The sequence below is a fragment of the Bradyrhizobium ottawaense genome (genome assembly GCF_900099825.1).
Lineage (GTDB): Bacteria > Pseudomonadota > Alphaproteobacteria > Rhizobiales > Xanthobacteraceae > Bradyrhizobium > Bradyrhizobium ottawaense_A.
Map to the genome: position 1 here is coordinate 6,355,749 of NZ_LT629693.1, position 17,270 is coordinate 6,373,018.

Consider the following 17,270-nt stretch of genomic DNA (forward strand, 5'->3'; position numbering starts at 1 on the left):
TTCCGACGGTGCACCGCGGGGTCACCACGGTTGTCGCCGCGTTCGGGTTCGCTCGTAAGCTCGGAGGTGACATAAGCTTAGCTTAGTACGGATATTGGAAGGCCTCGCCGATGCCCGCTTTGGGTGTGCGCCGTGGAAAGGCGGCGCTTTCCAGTGGGTGTAAGTCCCACCCGGCAACCGCTCCAGCCGGAAGCAACCGGAGCAGTCATGGAGGTAACAAAGTGGCTGAAGCCTTCGGTATGCGTGTCACGAATTGGTGACAGCGCGAGTGTGCAGGCCGTAACGCGAGTAAACGCCGAGCAAACCTCGAAAAGGACGATGCGCAGGCCGACCCGACCACTCTTTCGGGGAAGGCTGATACGGTTGGGTGCAAGAGCGAATTAATACTCCCAGCCGCTGCGCCGGGGTAGTGGCGACGGCATGTACACAAGGAAAGCGTACGCAACACGGGAAGCCCCATGGCGTGGCCAGCGATGACCAACCGAACGCCCGCGAGGGACAGGTCGGGCGCCTTGGGGTGGCGGAGAGGTTCGCAGTACCGCTGAAGCCGGGTAACGCCGGTGGAGGGAAGGGACCTCAGTTCAAGACAGACGCAACAAGTAGTGAGGGATTTGGAGATTGGGTAACCTATCAACTCCGAAAACTGTTCAGAAACTGCAGAAGGCGTTGCACGCGAAAGCGAAGGCAGAAGCCGGCTATCGGTTCTATGCCCTGTACGACAAGATCAGCCGCGAGGACATTCTGGCCCATGCCTATGCCCAGTGCCGCTCCAACAAGGGCGCACCGGGTGTGGACGGTCAAGACTTTGCGGATATCGATGCGTATGGCGTAGGGCGATGGCTTGGCGAACTGGCGCTTGCGCTCCGGGAGGAAAGCTACCGACCGGATCCTATCAGAAGAGTGTTCATCCCGAAGGCCAACGGCAAGCTCAGGCCGCTGGGCATCTCGACCGTGCGGGATCGGGTCTGCATGACGGCAGCGATGCTGGTGCTGGAACCGATCTTCGAAGCCGACCTTCCACCCGAACAGTACGCGTACCGTCCTGGGCGAAATGCCCAGCAGGCGGTAATTGAGGTGGACCGGCTGCTGTTCCGCGGCCATCCGGAAGTCGTTGACGCCGACCTCGCGGACTACTTCGGGAGCATCCCCCATGCCGAACTACTAAAGTCGGTAGCGCGCCGGATTGTTGATCGGCGCGTGCTGCATCTGATCAAGATGTGGCTGGAATGCCCCGTAGAAGAAACCGATGATCGAGGAAGGAAGACACGCACGACCGAAGCCCGGGACAACCGGCGAGGCATCCCGCAAGGGTCACCCATCTCCCCACTACTGGCGAATATTTACATGCGCCGGTTTGTGCTGGGATGGAATATGCTCGGGTTGGAGCAAAGCCTCGGCTCTCGTATCGTGACCTACGCCGACGATCTCGTGATCCTGTGTCGGAGAGGCAAAGCCGAAGAAGCCTTGCAGCAACTGCGCAAGATCATGAGCAAGCTGAAGCTCACGGTCAACGAGGAGAAGACACGAATCTGCAGGGTTCCGGAAGGTGAGTTCGACTTCTTGGGCTACACGTTCGGACGGATGTTCTCAGAGAGAACCGGCCAGGCGCGCCTGGGATACCGGCCATCGAAGAAGAGCATCAAGCGCATGGTTGAGAAAATCCACGCACTGACAGACCGAACGGGGACATGGCAAGAAACCACAAAGCTGGTGGGCAAGGTGAACCGCACGCTGCGCGGATGGTCGAACTACTTCCAAGTAGGCACTGTCAGCAAGGCGTATCGGGCACTCGATAGCTACACCGCGATGCGGTTGCGCCGGTGGTTGCGCATCAAGCACAAGGTCAGGCGACGCAAGGGCGGGACCTATCCACTCCCGCATCTCTACGGGCACTTCGGGCTCGTACGGCTGAGCATGCTTGGGCACGACGTGCCGTGGGTGAAGGCGTGACGTTTTGTCCGAGAGCCGGATGCGGGAAATCCGCCTGTCCGGTTCGATGAGCGGAGTGTGAAAACGGGGCCATGGTCGAACCAGTAAGGCACCGCCAAACGAAAGGGGCGGAAACAGATATGTTCGAACCTAAAACTACCGCGTCACACTTCGACTCTACCATTCGTGTCGATCCCGCGCTGCACCCCACGAGTCCGGTCCTCCCCTGAAAACGGACATCACCAAAGGCCAATAAGGGCGGTCGTCACCATTATCATCGGCTAATCACAGCGCACTCAAATCCTCCGGCACATTGCCGAACTTTCGCAGCACCGTGGCATCGCTGAAATCGCCGGTGGCAGGGTCACCCGTGCGGCTGAACGCAACCGCGCCTGTATGACCTAAAATTTTCCAAAGACCTTGCGCACGCTCTATCGCGGCGGCAGGGCTTAGACATTCAATCGGTTCACCAACAACGACGCTGCCGTCAGCAACATCGAAAGGCAACGCCACGAAATATGTCATTCCGGCCATGATATTCTCACCCGGTGTAAGCCTTGAATCTTCCCCGCACGTAGGTATGCGAAACAGCCTGCATCAATTCGCAGACCTCTGATCAAGATATTCGTTCGCTACGATCAGGGCCTTGAGCGCGTCGCGCACGTCACCGCCGCTCGCCGCAATCGCTGGTCCGCTGCCAAAAGCCTGGCCGCGTCCGCCTGTGGATTGGGCGCAGCATTCCACGACATGAACGGTTCAGAGTTGACTGGACGCCCGAGATGTTCTCATTCTGTTCTCATGATGTCAAGCGACCAAAAACGTCGATTTCCGGCCCCGTGGCGCGTCGAACAATCCGGTGCCGACTGTTACGAAGTCCGGGATGCTAACGGCCTCCGGCTTGCCTCCGTGCACTTCCGCGACGATCTACAGAAATGGTCGTTCGGCCACAGTCACCTGACCTCCGACGAAGCGCGACGCATCGCGAAGGCCATCGCTCGTTTGCCCGAATTCTTGATGCAGCGGCAAGGCTTTTATCCAAGGGGCGGCGGTGATCGATGGAAACCGAGCCGCCCGTACCACGTCGCGTTAGAGGACAGCTATGTGCGGGCGCACTACGACCGCATCAACGCGCTCTGTAGGCTGAACAGCATTCCATTCAACGCAACGGGTGAGAACATTCGAGACGAAGGTTTGTGGTGTGTTTATGAATTCACTTGGCAGACGGACGCAATCTTGTTTTGGGATACATTTGAAGGACGTTGGTTGCGCGGCACTGAGTTTCATTTCCCGGAGCGCCCAAACGATTTACCTGCAATAAAGCCACTCAAGAATTGGCCGAAGTTTGATCCGAAGAACGCGAGAGGCTAATCAACATGGCGGATGTCGGTAGTGACAATGTACGGCGACTTCTTTGGATCAACGAAGCTCACACAGAATATTGGGCGAGATATCCGCGCAGAGATTGGAGCAAAGGGGGCGTGCCCGTCGTCCGGCATCTTGAAGGGGATGCCTTGCGTATTATCGATGCTGTATTCAACCAAGTCAGAGGCGCGCCGATGATGCGCATGTGGGATTAACGATTGAGGCACGTGTGGCCCATTTGCAAAGGCGCACGTGAGCAAAATTGGAGGCTGACTTGTGTGCAATCTCTACAGCATCACCACAAACCAAGAGGCAATCATTCGCCTCTTCAAAATCATGAATCGATACGTCGGCAACCTGCCGCCGATGCCCGGCGTGTTCCCCGACTATCCGGCCCCGGTAGTGCGTAACGCTGGCGACGAGCGCGAGCTGACCACGATGCGTTGGGGAATGCCGCCACCGCTACGCACGGGCGGGCCACCGGTCACCAACATCCGCAATACGTCGTCACCGCACTGGCGCGGCTGGCTCAAGCCGGAGAACCGATGCCTTGTCCCGGCCAATAGCTTCGCGGAATATGCTCCAGAGCCTAACCCGGAAACCAAGAAAAAGGACGTGGTGTGGTTCGCCCTCAACGAGGGCCGACCGCTATTCGCTTTCGCTGGCATCTGGACCGAGTTCAAGGGCGACCGGGGCACCAAGTCGAGGCCGATACCAGGGCCGCACCTCGTCTATGGCTTCCTGACGACGGCAGCGAATGCGGTTGTCGAACCGATCCATCCCAAGGCGATGCCGGTTATCCTGACCACCGATGAAGAGTGCGACGTATGGATGCGCGGGCCGTGGGATGAGGCGAAGGCGTTACAGCGACCGTTGCTGGATGATGCGCTGAAGATCGTCATGCGGGGTGCAGAGAAGGAAGATCGGGCCGCGGCCCAGGCTGGAGAAGTCGGGGCATGAAAGACGCTTTGGAGGCCGAGAGAACACAACTTCTTGACCAATGGAGAAAGCGGCTCAGGCTCAACCCTGATTTGGAATTCCTGCAAGCAAGGCGAATAATGGCGGCGAGCAACGGCGATGAGCACGCCACAAGCTCACTGCCCGATGACCTACGGAAGTTTCATGACAAATTTGGATACAAGGCCAAAGGAAACGTCAGTAATGGCGGACTCTGTGCTGGAGCGATATTTCGCACGGATACCTTCATCAAGACGAAACAGAGAAGCGGATCAAAGAAAACCCAATCAGTCCACATAGAGCACACGTTTCCAATCAAAGAGCTTCGTGCCGAAATCGCGAACCGGCAGTTCGGAGACTATCTCGCGACGATAACATGGCTCTTAAAGCACTCTGTCACTACCGCTTTCCATGAAAGCGAGAAGGAGCATCTTATCGGGAAGACGAGCAATTCTGGCGCTCTAAATCTCGCTTCACCGGAGTATCTGAAGCCGTTCGCGCGATATGAGAAGCTTCATAGCGTGGCCGGTATTGTTTGGAATGTTTTCGACGGCGAGAGAGTCGACCCCGAGCAATTTACCTTTGATGACCACCTCAGCGTTATCGTGAGGATCCTTGATACAGCAGGCGCTTCGAAGTCGATGGTGTCTGCTATTCGCAGCCTTGCCTAAATAGGGGCTAACGTGGCTCCCAACGATCTAATCCCGCTACCGGCGGCGGCGAATCGGGTCACGACTCTTTGTCTAAGAGACGGAGGAAATCTGGCTTGGCGATCTAGACTTTCCCGCCACTTCAAAGTTTGCAATATGGCCGAAAATATTGGACCAAATCACCATGCCTCGGATCACACTCGTACTGTTTGTCTTCTTAATGCTACCGTCAAATGCTTCCGCGCAAATGATTGGCGATCAGCGTTGCAAAGAGCAACAATTCACCATGGGTCAAGTTGACAACTTGCTTCGCAACGCCCGTTCAATAGTAGACATGGTCGAAACAGTCCCCCCAGATGAAGCGGAATACATTCATAACGAAGCTAAAATCGCCTTGGAGCAGCAAAGCAGAGCGCGCTTCAATGCTGTCGCGGGCCGTCGCTACTATGCAGCATTGCAGTTCCATGACCAAGCAAAGGTTGTCGTTCAAAACCTGACTGCTGCTCGCTCGGCATCCGGGCGCGACTTGGCTCGCTATCTCGTCGTTGTCCTCGCAGGTTTGGTCGACCTGAACGACGCGACAAAATCCTATATTGATGCTGATCGGAAGCGAAGTACGCCAGTGCTAACCGAAGAAAGCCGAAGCGCAATTTACGATCGGCTACCTACGGCTAAAAGCCAACTGTTAGTCTTTTGCAATGCATAATCAGCGGTCTCTAGCGCATTTTCTGTGGCGGGCGATCTTCGTTGCTGCCATTATGCTCGCCTCGACCGCCGCCGCCGCCGACCTTACCGGCCAAGCCACAGTGATCGACGGCGACACAATAGAAATTCATGGCCAGCGTGTTCGCCTTTGGGGAATTGACGCACCGGAATCCGATCAGCTTTGCCGGAATGACGACAGCGAACAGTATCGCTGCGGGCAGAAGGCCGCGAACGATCTTGATACCTTCATTGCCCACCGCCCGGTCGAGTGCGTTGAAGTTGACCGTGTCCGATACAGGCGCGCCGTAGCAGTCTGCGCCGTTGCTGGCGTCGACCTGGCGGAATGGTTGGTCAAGAACGGCCTCGCGCTCGACTGGCCGCAGTACTCGAAGGGCGCATATGCTGCGGTGCATGATAAGGCGGAGCAGCTAGACCGTGGGATGTGGGGCGGCAGTTTTGTTGAGCCTTGGAGATACCGCGCTTGCAGACGAACAGGCGGATCGCCTGTTACTTGTTCTGATCAGCAATAGGAGGGTTCCGAACATGAACGGAAATCGTTACTACGGAGTCCGCGTCGAGGGGGCAAAATACGGAGTGGGCTTTGGGTCCGCCCTTGCTATGGCGATATCCTACCCCGAGAACCATTCGATACTTTGGGCAATTGTCCACGGTATTTTGGGCTGGCTGTACGTGATTTACTTCGCGCTTGCTCGGTCATAATCAGGTTGTCTTGGGGCCAACGGTTCTTCGATCCAATCGAGCCGTCCAACGGGCGCACGCTGGTCGCGGAGCATGACGGCGATTATCCGATGTTGGCCGGATTGGCGTGATGCGGGCGCTGCATCGGCGTGAACCGGAAGCGGCACAGGCTTAGCGCATAAAAGGGCCAAGGCTTAAATGATCGTTCGATAGAGGATGTCCACTATTGTGAAGGTTTGCGGATGGCGGCCCATGAAGGTGGCGCGGTGGTCACGGGGGCCGGCGTACGCAAACCTCCAGGGGAGGAAACCGCGGGAGGCGTGGCGAGGTGGTGCGTCAGGCGCTATGGGGATTTAGCTGCTGCCGGTCTTTTTCCGAGGTGGGTTGGGAGCTTTCTCGGCAGGCGATCGCGGGCGCTACGAAGCGGGTCGGCCGGTTGCAAGGAGCAGAATCGGAGTTGCGCGGCGGTGATGGAATGAGACGGCGACTATCGTGAGCAGCGCGACGGCGAGCATGGTCATTGCCGACCGATAGCCGGCGCAGCGGAACTGCAGCACTGGGATGTTGCATCGAACGTGATCTGATCATGATGTGTCGATTCTGATCGTGGCAGGGGCTGCGGCGGGACGGGTGCGCGGTGAGCATCCGCGCTGGAACCTCTCGATGATAATCATGCGACCGCCGCAGCACGGGCACGGCTGCGATAGCGGCTTGGGTTCCTCAGTCTCGGCGCGCCTTGTATCCGCGGCCTCGGGCTGTGCCGTTGATGGGTCGAGCAATCGGCGCGCTCGGACGATGTTACCGGCGCGCGTGCCGCTGGCGAGCAGGCCGTAGTGGCGGATGCGGTGGAAGCCGTGCGGCAGGACGTGGGTCAGGAATCTGCGGATGAACTCGGCGGTACCGAGTGTCATGACCTTCTGGCGATCACGACCTTCGGTGCGATAGTCCTTCCATCGGAAGGTGACGCCGTTGCGGTCGCAGGCAATCAATCTGCTGTTGGCGATGGCGACACGGTGGGTATAGCGCGACAGATAGGCCAAAACGGCCTGTGGCCCGCCGAACGGACGCTTGGCATAGACCACCCATTCGACACGGCGCAATGGGGCGAGATACGCGACGAACGCCTGTGCGTCAGCGAGGGCGGCGTGGCCGCCGAAGAACTTCAGGTGGCCGGCTTTGTGGGCCGCGATCAGCTTCTCCAGGAACAGTCGGCGGAACAGGCGAGAGAGCACGCGCACCGGCAGGAAAAAGCCGGGCCGGCACGCCACCCAGCGCTCGCCGTCGAATGAGATTCCGCCGCCCGGCACGATCATGTGCACGTGCGGATGATGGGTCATGGCGGAGCCCCAGGTATGGAGGACCGAGGTGATGCCGACGCGGGCGCCGAGGTGCTTGGGGTCGGCTGCGATGGTGATCAGGGTCTCGGCGGATGCCTTGAACAGCAAATCATAAATGACAGCCTTGTTCTGGTAGGCGATGTCGGCGACGGCCGCCGGCAGTGTGAACACGACATGATAGTACGGCACCGGCAGCAGGTCGGTCTCGCGCGCGGCCAGCCAGTCCTTTGCTGCCGCGCCCTGGCACTTCGGGCAGTGCCGGTTGCGGCAAGAGTTGTACGAGATCTGGCTGTGCGCGCACTGCTCGCAGCGCGCGACATGGCCGCCGAGGGCCGCCGTGCGGCAGTTCTCGATCGCCGACATCACCTTGAGTTGGCCGAGGCTGACATGGCCGGCATTGGCCCGGCGCCATGCCGGGCCGTGGCCGCGGAAGATATCCGCGACCTCCAGCGATGGACGCGACACGCGCCGCGCTTCAGGCGGGCGGTTCGGCGCCCTCCCTGAGCTTGGTTGTAATGCGATCGAACGGGCTCACGATCTCCCGGATGGTCTTGGTGGCGACACGCGTATAGAGCGCGGTGGTGTCGAGCTTGGCATGTCCCAACAAGACCTGGATCACCCTGATATCGGTGTTCTGCTCCAGAAGATGCGTCGCAAAGCTGTGTCGCAGGGTGTGCGGGGACACCTGCTTGCCGATCTCGGCCATCTGGGCCGCGGTATCGCAGGCGCGCCTGAGCTGGCGCGCTGACATCGGGTTGACCGGGTTCATTCCGGGAAACAGCCACCCCTGTGGACGTGCCGCGTTGTACCAGGCGCGCAACAGCTCGAGCAGATGCGGCGAAAGCATAACGTAGCGGTCTTTGTGGCCCTTGCCCTGTTCGATCCGGATCACCATGCGCTTGCTGTCGATGTCGGATACCTTCAGCGCGACCACCTCGGACACGCGCAATCCGGCTCCATAGGCTACACTCAATGCCGCCTTGTATTTGAGCTCCGGTGCCGCATCGAGAAAGCGGGCGACTTCTTCCGGGCTCAGGACCACCGGCAGCTTGCGGGGCACGTGGATAAACTGGGTGTGGTTCACGATGTCGGCGCGCCCGAGCGTGATCTTGAAAAAGAACCGCAGTGTCGAGACGCTTTGGTTGAGGGTCGGAACGCCGGCACCGCTCGTCGCCAGATGGAGCTGATAGCGGCGTACGTCTTCAAAACTCGCCGTGTCGGGCGAGCGGCCGAGGAAGGCAGCGAAGTGCTTGACCCTCTGCACGTAGTCATGTTGGGTCTTCGGCGCGAACTTGCGGATCGTCATGTCTTCGATCATGCGCTGCCGCAGCGGGCTTATGGCCTTATCGGTCATGAGGGATGCTCCTGTCTTGATGGAGGTTGCGAACCCCTCATCTCAAGACAGGACGCCCCGCCGCGCTATCGTGTTGGCTGTGCTGCCAGCCGCAGGCGCCCTACCGCGCGAGCGGTTTAGTCCGTTGGACCCAAAGCGGAAATCGCGCTTACAGATGAATAGCCAATGTCACGGCGGTCACGGCGCTTTACAGGAACGCGCTAGGGCTAATGCCTGTATGATTATCTGTGACTCTTGAGGGTTAAGGCGAAGTAGGCCAAGCCACCCGCAACAATGAGGCCAATCCAACTTACCCACATTGGCGCGCTCCAGCCGCCAACCACAACTGGCCAACCCATATAGATTCGCAAGACATGAAGCAGCGCAACAAGTGCGAAAATTGTGCCAGCTATCAGATGGAATAATTTGTCATTCATGGCACTCTCCATTCAATCCGATGGATATCTTGGTATCGACGCGACCTATTCCTGTCATTTGCAGCGCGAGTAGTGCCTCAGTTCGAAATTTATAACCTGCGCGAAGTTGGCGCAGTGAAGCCAGCCCAGATTAGATAAAGGCCGAGCACGAGGGTGGGCGCGAGATATAGATAAATATGTTCGCCATATTGCATCCGCTCGAATTGCCGGATTAACGCTTCGGGCGTCAGAAACAAGAGTAGCAGACCTTTCGCGAGGATCAACCATCCGACTAGAGTTACTACCACCGGTAACGCACCACCCGACCAGACATTGTGCCCGAGTACCATCGCGAGGCCCAATGCGATGCTGATGATGGCGTAGGTAAACATCAGTGGCTTGTCGGAAATCGCGGTTTCGACGATTGCGCTCCCGCGCACTAGCAAAGCGGCAATGAGCAAGACGGTGAAAAGGCCAATAAACCTTGCAAGGAAAACAGTGAGTCGGGACATGCAAACCTCCGCTATGGGACCACCGAAGATGTCGGCAAGCGATCGCTTCGGCGGACTAAGCAAGCGTTCCGCAATCATCATAGGCGCGGTGATCCTTATAGGACTCATCCATCATACAGACCACGTTCTGCGTGTCGATCACAGCGGCTGGCCGTTCCGGGCGGACGTAAATCCTTTCACTTTTAGTCTTCTCGCTTATCCAATCTCGCTGTTTGCCCTGCTCGGGCCGGCGCGATTGTTCTGGCTGCGCTGGCTCGTTCTTTTGGTGGGAGCCGGTTTCACCCCTTTCGGCGCATTTCATGATCGAAACCCCCGGCATGCAATACGCAATGTGGGCTCACAATCACAGCTTAGAGCCGCAGCAACCGGACACTCATAACCTTCTTGGGCTCCAATCGACCGCTTTGGGACTCGTGGCCGTCGGCGTCTCAATGACACTCAACCTGCTCGTTGTAGCCGGAGTGCTATCGATGCTGTGGGATGGCAAGCAGCGGCCGGGCACGCCGATTGCAATCCTGCCGCTGCCCGGCCTTATCAGTGAAGCGTAATCGAGAGCCTTACTGCCGCGAATGAGACCAGCTCCAAGGCTTAGAACGGCGCCGGCGAGAAACAGCGCGCCGACATGGGCGAGATTGACGAGGCCATTGGGCCCACAGCGCTCGGAGACGTGACTGCCTGATCGAAACACCTGATCGAATTTCGGAGAGGCCGCCGCTCGGCGATCTTTCTTTTTGCGCCGATCACGCTGCGGCGCATGAGTCTGCTTCTGTGAAGGTTTGCGGATGGCGGCCCATGAAGGTGGCGCGGTGGTCACGGGGGCCGGCGTACGCAAACCTTCACAGAAGCAGAAGCCACGTGTAGCGCGCAATGATCGTAGCCATCGACAACAAGGAGGTTTTGGCTTAACAGGAATGCCTAATCGTTGCCATCAGATTTGAACGTGAAGCATGTCATTTCTGAATCAAACAACCGTCGACGAACTCATTGCGTCTTATGGGTATATTGCGATCTTCGGGATTATCTTGCTCGAGAGCGCCGGCATCCCCTTGCCGGGAGAAACCATTCTCATTGGCGCGGCTATTTACGCAGGCTCGCATGATACGCTGGACATACGGTTGATCATTGCGATGGCGGCAGCCGCGGCAATTCTTGGCGACAATATCGGCTACTGGCTCGGGCTCAAACTTGGGCGAAAAGCGTTGCTCAGGTGGGGACACTTGTTAGGTTTGGACCAGCGGAAGCTCGATCTGGGCGAATATCTCTTCCTCCGGCATGGCGGCAAAATTGTCTTTCTAGGACGCTTCGTCGCGGTACTGCGCGTATTTGCTGCCGTGCTCGCCGGCGTTAATCGTTTCCCACCGTTGCAGTTCCTGCTTTTCAACGCACTGGGCGGGATTGCATGGGCAGTTACATTCGGGACCGGTGGGTATTTGCTGGGCCACGCCTTTGATAGCGTTGCGGGACCGTTCGGATGGCTGACGCTCGCAGCGGCAGTCATCACTCTCTTCTTGATTTGGCGCTACTACAAACATCACGAGGAGCAACTGCTCAGGGATGCGGAACGCGAGCTGGCCTTACTACGACAAAGGTAACCTCGTCGGCGGAGGTAGGGGACCCCGACCCGAAGGCAGAGATCATCAAACCCGGCCCAGATGAGGTCCTCACAAGCTGAGACATGTTTCCGCCGGACTGTTGGGGATGGGCTCACAATGTCCGATAATGGGATGGTCCGGCCGTGCTCCTGCCCCGCCAGCAAGCGAAGCTGGCAAGGGGCGCCAAAGACAAGGAGCACGCCATGTCTCAGATACCCAATACCGCGATCGCCGTGATCGGCATCGATATTGGCAAGAACTCGTTCCACGTCGTGGGCCACGATGCGCGCGGCGCCATCGCGCTGCGGCAAAAGTGGTCGCGAGGCCAAGTGGAAGCGCGGCTCGCCAATATGCCGCCCTGCCTGGTCGGCATGGAAGCCTGCGTCGGCGCACATCACCTGAGCCGCAAACTCGCATCGCTTGGTCACGATGCCAGGTTGATGCCGGCCAAATATGTCCGCCCCTATAGCAAGGGACAGAAGAACGACTACAATGATGCCGAAGCGATTGCCGAAGCCGTGCAGCGCCCGACGATGAAGTTCGTGGCGACCAAGACCGCGGAGCAACTGGATCTGCAGGCGCTGCATCGGGTGCGCGAGCGGCTGGTGTCGCAACGCACCGGCATCATCAACCAGATTCGCGCCTTCATGCTGGAACGCGGGATCGCCGTGCGCCAGGGTATCGGGTTCCTGCGCACGGAACTGCCCACCATCCTTGCGACGCGCACCGATGCCCTGTCGCCACGCATGTTGCGTGTCATCGAGGAGTTGGCAGGCGACTGGCGCCGACTGGATCAGCGTATCGATGGCCTATCCGGCGAGATCGAAGCACTGGCCCGTCAAGATCCGGCATGTTCGCGCCTGATGACGGTGCCCGGCATCGGGCCGATCATTTCGAGCGCCATGGTGGCCGCGATCGGCACTGGAGACGTATTCTCCAAAGGCCGCGACTTCGGCGCCTGGCTCGGACTGGTGCCCAAACAGATCTCGACGGGAGACCGCACGATCCTCGGCAAAATCTCCAGGCGCGGCAATCGCTACCTGCGCGTTCTGTTCGTGCAGGCGGCATGGGTTGTGCTGGTCAGGATCAAGGACTGGGAACGTTACGGGCTCAATTCCTGGATCGAAGCCGCCAAAAGGCGGTTGCACCACAACGTGCTCGCGATCGCGCTCGCCAACAAGCTTGCCCGGATCGCCTGGGCGGTGCTGGCCAAGGGACGCGCCTTCGAGCTGACGAGGACCGATGATGCAAGCGTCCGACCCGCTTGGGTCCTCGCGCCGTGCTCGGCGCGGTCAAGGCGCAGCCTGGCAACGCCGGCGCGAGCCGCAAGCCAAGCGCGACGGCCGGCCTTGACCACCCCTGCGCGCGACGCGATCGACGTTCTGCGGGCCGGGACGAAGGAACGGCGATTGGCTCGAACAAAGGAACTGCGCGATATGAGGAGCAAGCGATGACGTAACCCTATCAACAGTTTCCAGCCGAGGTCTGCGAGAGGATGAGACGAGATGGAGGTTCGGTCTTCCCGGCGCGTGCGAACACTGGTGACCCCGATGGCCCGGTTGAGGCCTGTCCGTTAATGAGAACGCACGCGCGCTGATATCCATGATGGCCCGGAGCACCACTGCTCCAATCCAGAGGCCGGATACATTGATGCAAGACCGCTCACCGCCAACTCGGCGAAATCTTCTTGCAACGCGCGGCCGGACCATACATGCGGGTCAATCGCGTCGGTTTGGCCTGCCGCCAGCTACTTCCGCTCTACCCCGAACAACGGACTCGCGAGACCGACCCCAGTCTGGTCCGTTTCGTGCCACAAACGGACTCATATGCTGCGGTGTCGCCTTGTCGTCCTCCAAATCGAGTTCGCCGGGATGGATCGCACATCGCTGCAGTCGATGGTTGCTATGAGTCGTTCAATCTCACCGCAATCGCGGATCAGCCGCAGACTCGCACCCGGCGGACCCGCCAGCCACGGCCGTCCCAGAAACGCTGTTGCACCCATTCGCAACTGCCATAATCGTCGTATGGCCCGGGACCTGCTCCGTAAGGGGCAGGCTGATAATAGCGGCCCGGAGCCGCGACGCCAGGCTGCGCGCTTGCGGGCGTCGCGGCGAGCGAGCCAATCGTTGCGACCGCGACAAAGGCAGCAAATGTCTTCTTCATTCCAGGCCCTCCTGTGCGTGCATGGCGTGCGGCCACGGCACCGCCGCACCACCGACAAGCGTGATGAAATCGCGCCGCCTCACGGGATTCCTTTGTGCCGGAGCACACCCTAGCGCATCGTGGACGAGAACGGTGTTTCGCAGCACAGCAAAATAGGCCGCCTTATGTCCGAGAAAGGGTCAATCGCGTCGATTTTGGCATGTCGGCAGCATGTCCGGTTCGCGGTTAATATCGGAAGTGCGGGATGTCCGAGTTTGCCAGTTGAAGGCATCGGTTTGGCGGGGCATTCCCCATGTTGGCGATCGACGCGTCGTGACCGGTACCTTTTGGGTTTCACGCTCGAGTGCTCCTGGCGCGATCCGCCCGAAACCTGTGGCCTCCACACCACTTGCTATAATCGTTTCGTTCGGTGGCGGCGGGCCGGCGTTTGGGACCGAATCACGGATGCGCTGGCCGCCGGTCATGACCCGACGGTGCAGATGATCGATACTTCCATTGTTCGCGTGCACCGGCACGGAGCCTGCGTCGCTGGCCTTCATCAAGCTCGCATCGATCCGCGTTTGGCTGCGCGCTAATCAGTCCGCGCCCTGGCAAGCATCCCGTCTCACAAAGCAAGGAATTTTGCAGACGTGTGAAGCATTTCACACGGCTCATGCGCGCCGGGCGATAAGGCAGGCTCCGGGGATCAATGCGTATGATGGAGGCGTCCATGCACGGCTCGCTCGACAAGCAGCCCCGCGAGGGCAAGAGCGCTTATCGTAACTGGAACATGAAGCTGATTGCCCTGCCCATCCTTGGCGTGGTCGCGCTGATCGCGTTTGTTGTCAGCCATCCGGGGGCATCGAAATGGATATCGGACGCGGCCCAGGCCGAATTTGCCGGCACGGACTTCGTTCCGGATATTGCCCCGCCGACGCAGCTGGCCCAGCCGGGTAACCAGATCCGGACCGTCAAGGCTTATTGAGGGGCCGGAGATCGGCGCCGCATTCGATCGTGAACTCGGCGCCGCGCGCTTCTACATCTCGAACACCGCCACGGCGCGGATCGGCGAGGCGGTGCCGCCGCGCCACTTCATCGGCAGGCCGATGAAGGTGAATTGGCCCTTGCCGAGCAGTGCCTCGAGATTGCACAGGCTTTCGATATGGGTGATGTCGAGGTCGAGGCAGGCCTTGTGAACCAGCGCATTGACGTCGCCCTCAGGGCCGGGCCGCATCGAATCGATGCCGAAATGCACGACGCCCTGCCTTGCCAGCCATTCCGTGGCGGCGACGTTCACGCCCGAATTGTCGCTGGAATATTCCTTGCGCGGGAAGGTGCGGGCGTGGTGGCCGGTGCAGAGCAGGACGGTGCCACCCTTGGGCACTGGCACGCCGGCCTTCGCCACCGCCGCCTCGAGATCAGCGGGCGCAATCTCGGCGCGCGGCGCGATGTGACTCAGGTCGATGCAGATGCCCGGCACGATGCACTTCTCCAGCGGATACTGATCGATCGATATGCCTGACTTGCCGAAGTGAAGGGGCGCGTCCATATGGGTGCCGGCATGGTCGACCATCGAGATGAACATCGACGCCAGTCCGTGCACGTTGCCGGACTCGGCAAAGGATTCCTCATGGCTCTTCCAGACACCGTGCATGACCGGGGGATGACCGGGGTAGCTCGGGGTGCGGTGATATAGTTCTCGGCTGAGATCGACGATCTTCACGGCGGGGACCCTTCTTGCAAAAGTTTCCCGTCATGCTGGCGTTTTTCTTAGCCGGCGGCAAGACGGCCGGCCGGTCAGCGCAGTACGTGCCGCGGCAGCCACAGCGAGATTTCGGGAATGTAGGTGACGAACATCAGCACCAGGAACATCACGCCGTAGAACGGCCAGATCTTCCGCATCACCTCCTCGATGGTGACCTTGCCGACCGCACACCCCACGAACAGGATCGCGCCGACCGGCGGGTGGCAGAGCCCGATGCCGAGGTTGAGCAGCATGATCATCCCGAAATGCACGGGGTCGACGCCAAAGTTCGCCATCACGGGCAGCAGGATCGGCGTCGCAATCAGGATCGACGGCGCCATGTCGATGAGGGTGCCGAGCACCAAGAGCAGGATGTTGATCAGGAACAGGATGACGTATTTATTGCTGGAGATCGACAGGAAGAACGCGGTCATCTTGGCCGGCATCTGCGTCAACGCCATGATGTAGCCGACGCTGGAAGCGCAGGCGATCAGTGTCAGCACCATCGCCACGGTGCGCAGCGTCCGATGCAGAAGAACCGGCAGGTCGCGCCAGCGATAGTCGCGATAAATGAACATCGTGACGAAGAACGCCCAGATGCAGGCCACCGCGCCGGCTTCGATCGCCGTGAAAATGCCTCCCAGAATGCCGCCGAGGATGATGACCAGCGTGATGAGGCCCCAGGCGGCGTCAATGGTGATCTTGATGGCGTCCTTTGCCGGCACGACCTGGCCTCGCGGATGGTCATTGCGGTAGGCGATAACGAGACAGAGAATGATCAAGGAGAAGCCGAGCAACAGCCCTGGAAAAACGCCGGCCATGAACAGCGCGCTGATCGAAATGGTGCCGCCGGTGGCGAGCGAATACAGCACCGCATTGTGGCTCGGCGGCACCAGCAGCGCCTGGACCGAGGACGCGATCGTCAGGTTGGTGGCGAATACCCGGGGATAGCCGTTTTTCTCCATCTGCGGGATCATGACCGAGCCGATCGCGGAAGTGTCGGCTACCGCCGAGCCGGAAATCCCGCTCAGGAACGTCGTTGCCAGCACGTTGACGATGGACAGGCCGCCGCGCAGGCGCGTCAACCCGACCAGAACGTCGGCAAAGGCGACCAGCCGACGTGCCATGCCACCCTCGGCCATGATCGCGCCCGCCAGCACGAAGAACGGAATGGTCAGCATCGCGACCTTGCTGACGCCGTCGGATATTTTCAGCATCACGGCTTCCAGCGGAATGCCGATCGACAGTGCACCGACGATCGCGGCCATCGCCAGCGAATAGGCGATCGGCATGCCGATCACAAAGCACACCAGCATCGTCGTGAGGAGAATGAGGATGTCCATGAGGGCTCTCCGCCGTCAGTCGATTGCGATTTCTTGCGCGATTTCGCTGACGTGGGCGATCGGGTCGGGCGGTACACCGAGGAAAATCCGCTCGATGATGAAAAGCAGCAGACAGACGCCGCCGATCGGAATCGGCAGGTAGGTGACGCCGACGGACAGGAACGGAAAATCGGCGATCGTGTTGTACCAGGTCACCTCGACCAGCCGGCCGCCCCAGACGATCATGAAGATCGCAATCAGCGCCATCAAAAGCTGAACGGCGAGTTCGAGCAGCTTGCGATAGGGATCCGGCAGCTTGTCGGCGAAGTAGCCGACGTTCATGTGCAGGTTGAGCCGGTAGCCGGCCGCCGCGCCGATGAAAGTCACCACGATCGTCAGCAGCACCGCAAGCGGTTCGGGCCACGAGGCGGCGCTGTTGAGTACATAGCGCGTGAACACCGCCCAGGGGATAATCGCCGAAATCAGCACCAGCGCCGTGCAGCCGATGACGACGCATACAAGGTACAGGTAGTCCATCGCCCGGCGAAATGATCCGGCCATTTCCAAAGC

At 59.6% G+C, this 17,270-nt stretch carries 19 protein-coding genes and 2 pseudogenes; 11 read left to right on the forward strand and 10 right to left on the reverse strand.

Translation table 11 applies throughout. The features are described from left to right. Positions 1-618: 618 nt before the first annotated feature. On the forward strand, positions 619-1,950 hold the full coding sequence (ltrA, locus tag BLR13_RS29750; protein ID WP_143039567.1) for a group II intron reverse transcriptase/maturase: 1,332 nt from the start codon (positions 619-621) through the stop codon (positions 1,948-1,950). Positions 1,951-2,214: 264 nt separating this feature from the next. On the opposite strand, the gene BLR13_RS29755 is transcribed toward ltrA, so the two are convergent. After that, a complete protein-coding gene (locus tag BLR13_RS29755; RefSeq protein WP_074816423.1) occupies positions 2,215-2,463 on the reverse strand; it encodes a hypothetical protein in 249 nt (82 codons plus the stop codon). Positions 2,464-2,835: 372 nt separating this feature from the next. Between BLR13_RS29755 and BLR13_RS29760 the strand changes: the two genes are divergently transcribed. From BLR13_RS29760 to BLR13_RS29780, 5 genes are all read left to right on the forward strand, one after another. After that, positions 2,836-3,297, forward strand: a complete 462-nt coding sequence (locus BLR13_RS29760) for a hypothetical protein (protein ID WP_244524965.1) — start codon at positions 2,836-2,838, stop codon at positions 3,295-3,297. A 270-nt stretch (positions 3,298-3,567) separates the two neighbouring features. Continuing rightward, a complete protein-coding gene (locus BLR13_RS29765; RefSeq protein ID WP_074816419.1) occupies positions 3,568-4,251 on the forward strand; it encodes an SOS response-associated peptidase in 684 nt (227 codons plus the stop codon). Further along, positions 4,248-4,919 (forward strand): hypothetical protein, encoded by a 672-nt coding sequence (locus BLR13_RS29770; protein ID WP_074816416.1) that lies wholly within the window; start codon positions 4,248-4,250, stop codon positions 4,917-4,919. The genes BLR13_RS29765 and BLR13_RS29770 overlap by 4 nt, the downstream gene beginning before the upstream one ends. Before the next feature lie 148 nt (positions 4,920-5,067). Then, positions 5,068-5,604, forward strand: coding sequence for a hypothetical protein (locus BLR13_RS29775; protein WP_074816413.1), 537 nt, complete (start codon positions 5,068-5,070; stop codon positions 5,602-5,604). A gap of 52 nt (positions 5,605-5,656) precedes the next feature. Next, positions 5,657-6,133, forward strand: a complete 477-nt coding sequence (locus tag BLR13_RS29780) for a thermonuclease family protein (RefSeq protein WP_074830952.1) — start codon at positions 5,657-5,659, stop codon at positions 6,131-6,133. A gap of 753 nt (positions 6,134-6,886) precedes the next feature. Here BLR13_RS29780 and BLR13_RS29785 read toward each other — a convergent pair. From BLR13_RS29785 to BLR13_RS41180, 5 genes are all read right to left on the reverse strand, one after another. Next, positions 6,887-8,104, reverse strand: coding sequence for an IS91 family transposase (locus BLR13_RS29785; RefSeq protein ID WP_074814607.1), 1,218 nt, complete (start codon positions 8,102-8,104; stop codon positions 6,887-6,889). 10 nt (positions 8,105-8,114) lie between these two features. Then, positions 8,115-8,993, reverse strand: a complete 879-nt coding sequence (locus BLR13_RS29790; protein WP_074816409.1) for a tyrosine-type recombinase/integrase — start codon at positions 8,991-8,993, stop codon at positions 8,115-8,117. Between the two features lie 221 nt (positions 8,994-9,214). After that, on the reverse strand, positions 9,215-9,409 hold the full coding sequence (locus tag BLR13_RS29795; RefSeq protein ID WP_074830951.1) for a hypothetical protein: 195 nt from the start codon (positions 9,407-9,409) through the stop codon (positions 9,215-9,217). A gap of 89 nt (positions 9,410-9,498) precedes the next feature. Next, positions 9,499-9,900 carry a hypothetical protein gene (locus BLR13_RS29800; RefSeq protein WP_079587730.1) on the reverse strand — a complete coding sequence of 134 codons (402 nt, stop codon included), beginning with the start codon at positions 9,898-9,900 and terminating at the stop codon, positions 9,499-9,501. A gap of 55 nt (positions 9,901-9,955) precedes the next feature. Further along, on the reverse strand, positions 9,956-10,201 hold the full coding sequence (locus BLR13_RS41180) for a hypothetical protein (RefSeq protein ID WP_172805574.1): 246 nt from the start codon (positions 10,199-10,201) through the stop codon (positions 9,956-9,958). On the opposite strand from BLR13_RS41180, the gene BLR13_RS29805 reads away from it, so the two are divergent. The 3 genes and pseudogenes from BLR13_RS29805 to BLR13_RS29815 all read left to right on the forward strand — a co-directional run. Beyond that, positions 10,200-10,448 (forward strand): hypothetical protein, encoded by a 249-nt coding sequence (locus tag BLR13_RS29805; RefSeq protein ID WP_074816405.1) that lies wholly within the window; start codon positions 10,200-10,202, stop codon positions 10,446-10,448. The two genes, BLR13_RS41180 and BLR13_RS29805, sit on opposite strands and share 2 nt — an antisense overlap. Before the next feature lie 399 nt (positions 10,449-10,847). Continuing rightward, positions 10,848-11,492, forward strand: coding sequence for a DedA family protein (locus tag BLR13_RS29810; protein WP_074816403.1), 645 nt, complete (start codon positions 10,848-10,850; stop codon positions 11,490-11,492). A 203-nt stretch (positions 11,493-11,695) separates the two neighbouring features. Beyond that, positions 11,696-12,757: pseudogene (locus BLR13_RS29815) on the forward strand (IS110 family transposase); the annotation flags it as partial. A 670-nt stretch (positions 12,758-13,427) separates the two neighbouring features. Here the strand turns inward: BLR13_RS29815 and BLR13_RS29820 are convergent. After that, positions 13,428-13,655, reverse strand: a complete 228-nt coding sequence (locus tag BLR13_RS29820; protein WP_074816401.1) for a hypothetical protein — start codon at positions 13,653-13,655, stop codon at positions 13,428-13,430. 279 nt (positions 13,656-13,934) lie between these two features. On the opposite strand from BLR13_RS29820, the pseudogene BLR13_RS29825 reads away from it, so the two are divergent. Together BLR13_RS29825 and BLR13_RS29830 are read left to right on the forward strand one after the other, a co-directional pair. Further along, a pseudogene (locus tag BLR13_RS29825) lies at positions 13,935-14,176 on the forward strand (transposase); the annotation flags it as partial. A 188-nt stretch (positions 14,177-14,364) separates the two neighbouring features. Beyond that, a complete protein-coding gene (locus tag BLR13_RS29830; protein ID WP_143039598.1) occupies positions 14,365-14,619 on the forward strand; it encodes a hypothetical protein in 255 nt (84 codons plus the stop codon). A gap of 51 nt (positions 14,620-14,670) precedes the next feature. Here BLR13_RS29830 and BLR13_RS29835 read toward each other — a convergent pair whose 3' ends face one another. From BLR13_RS29835 to BLR13_RS29845, 3 genes are all read right to left on the reverse strand, one after another. Continuing rightward, positions 14,671-15,357, reverse strand: coding sequence for a cyclase family protein (locus BLR13_RS29835; RefSeq protein WP_074816395.1), 687 nt, complete (start codon positions 15,355-15,357; stop codon positions 14,671-14,673). A 74-nt stretch (positions 15,358-15,431) separates the two neighbouring features. Then, entirely contained in the window at positions 15,432-16,721 is a 1,290-nt protein-coding gene (locus BLR13_RS29840) for a TRAP transporter large permease (protein WP_074816393.1), read from the reverse strand. A 15-nt stretch (positions 16,722-16,736) separates the two neighbouring features. Next, positions 16,737-17,261 (reverse strand): TRAP transporter small permease, encoded by a 525-nt coding sequence (locus BLR13_RS29845; protein WP_074816390.1) that lies wholly within the window; start codon positions 17,259-17,261, stop codon positions 16,737-16,739. Between the last annotated feature and the right edge of the window lie 9 nt (positions 17,262-17,270).

Bases quoted from the DNA above. Each gene is read 5' to 3' on its own strand.
- BLR13_RS29755 (WP_074816423.1), bottom strand. From the start codon at position 2,463: ATGGCCGGAATGACATATTTCGTGGCGTTGCCTTTCGATGTTGCTGAC.
- BLR13_RS29770 (WP_074816416.1), top strand. From the start codon at position 4,248: ATGAAAGACGCTTTGGAGGCCGAGAGAACACAACTTCTTGACCAATGG.
- BLR13_RS29780 (WP_074830952.1), top strand. From the start codon at position 5,657: ATGCTCGCCTCGACCGCCGCCGCCGCCGACCTTACCGGCCAAGCCACA.
- BLR13_RS29790 (WP_074816409.1), bottom strand. From the start codon at position 8,993: ATGACCGATAAGGCCATAAGCCCGCTGCGGCAGCGCATGATCGAAGAC.
- BLR13_RS29795 (WP_074830951.1), bottom strand. From the start codon at position 9,409: ATGAATGACAAATTATTCCATCTGATAGCTGGCACAATTTTCGCACTT.
- BLR13_RS29800 (WP_079587730.1), bottom strand. From the start codon at position 9,900: ATGTCCCGACTCACTGTTTTCCTTGCAAGGTTTATTGGCCTTTTCACC.
- BLR13_RS29805 (WP_074816405.1), top strand. From the start codon at position 10,200: ATGATCGAAACCCCCGGCATGCAATACGCAATGTGGGCTCACAATCAC.
- BLR13_RS41180 (WP_172805574.1), bottom strand. From the start codon at position 10,201: ATGAAATGCGCCGAAAGGGGTGAAACCGGCTCCCACCAAAAGAACGAG.
- BLR13_RS29810 (WP_074816403.1), top strand. From the start codon at position 10,848: ATGTCATTTCTGAATCAAACAACCGTCGACGAACTCATTGCGTCTTAT.
- BLR13_RS29820 (WP_074816401.1), bottom strand. From the start codon at position 13,655: ATGAAGAAGACATTTGCTGCCTTTGTCGCGGTCGCAACGATTGGCTCG.
- BLR13_RS29830 (WP_143039598.1), top strand. From the start codon at position 14,365: ATGCACGGCTCGCTCGACAAGCAGCCCCGCGAGGGCAAGAGCGCTTAT.
- BLR13_RS29840 (WP_074816393.1), bottom strand. From the start codon at position 16,721: ATGGACATCCTCATTCTCCTCACGACGATGCTGGTGTGCTTTGTGATC.
- BLR13_RS29845 (WP_074816390.1), bottom strand. From the start codon at position 17,261: ATGGCCGGATCATTTCGCCGGGCGATGGACTACCTGTACCTTGTATGC.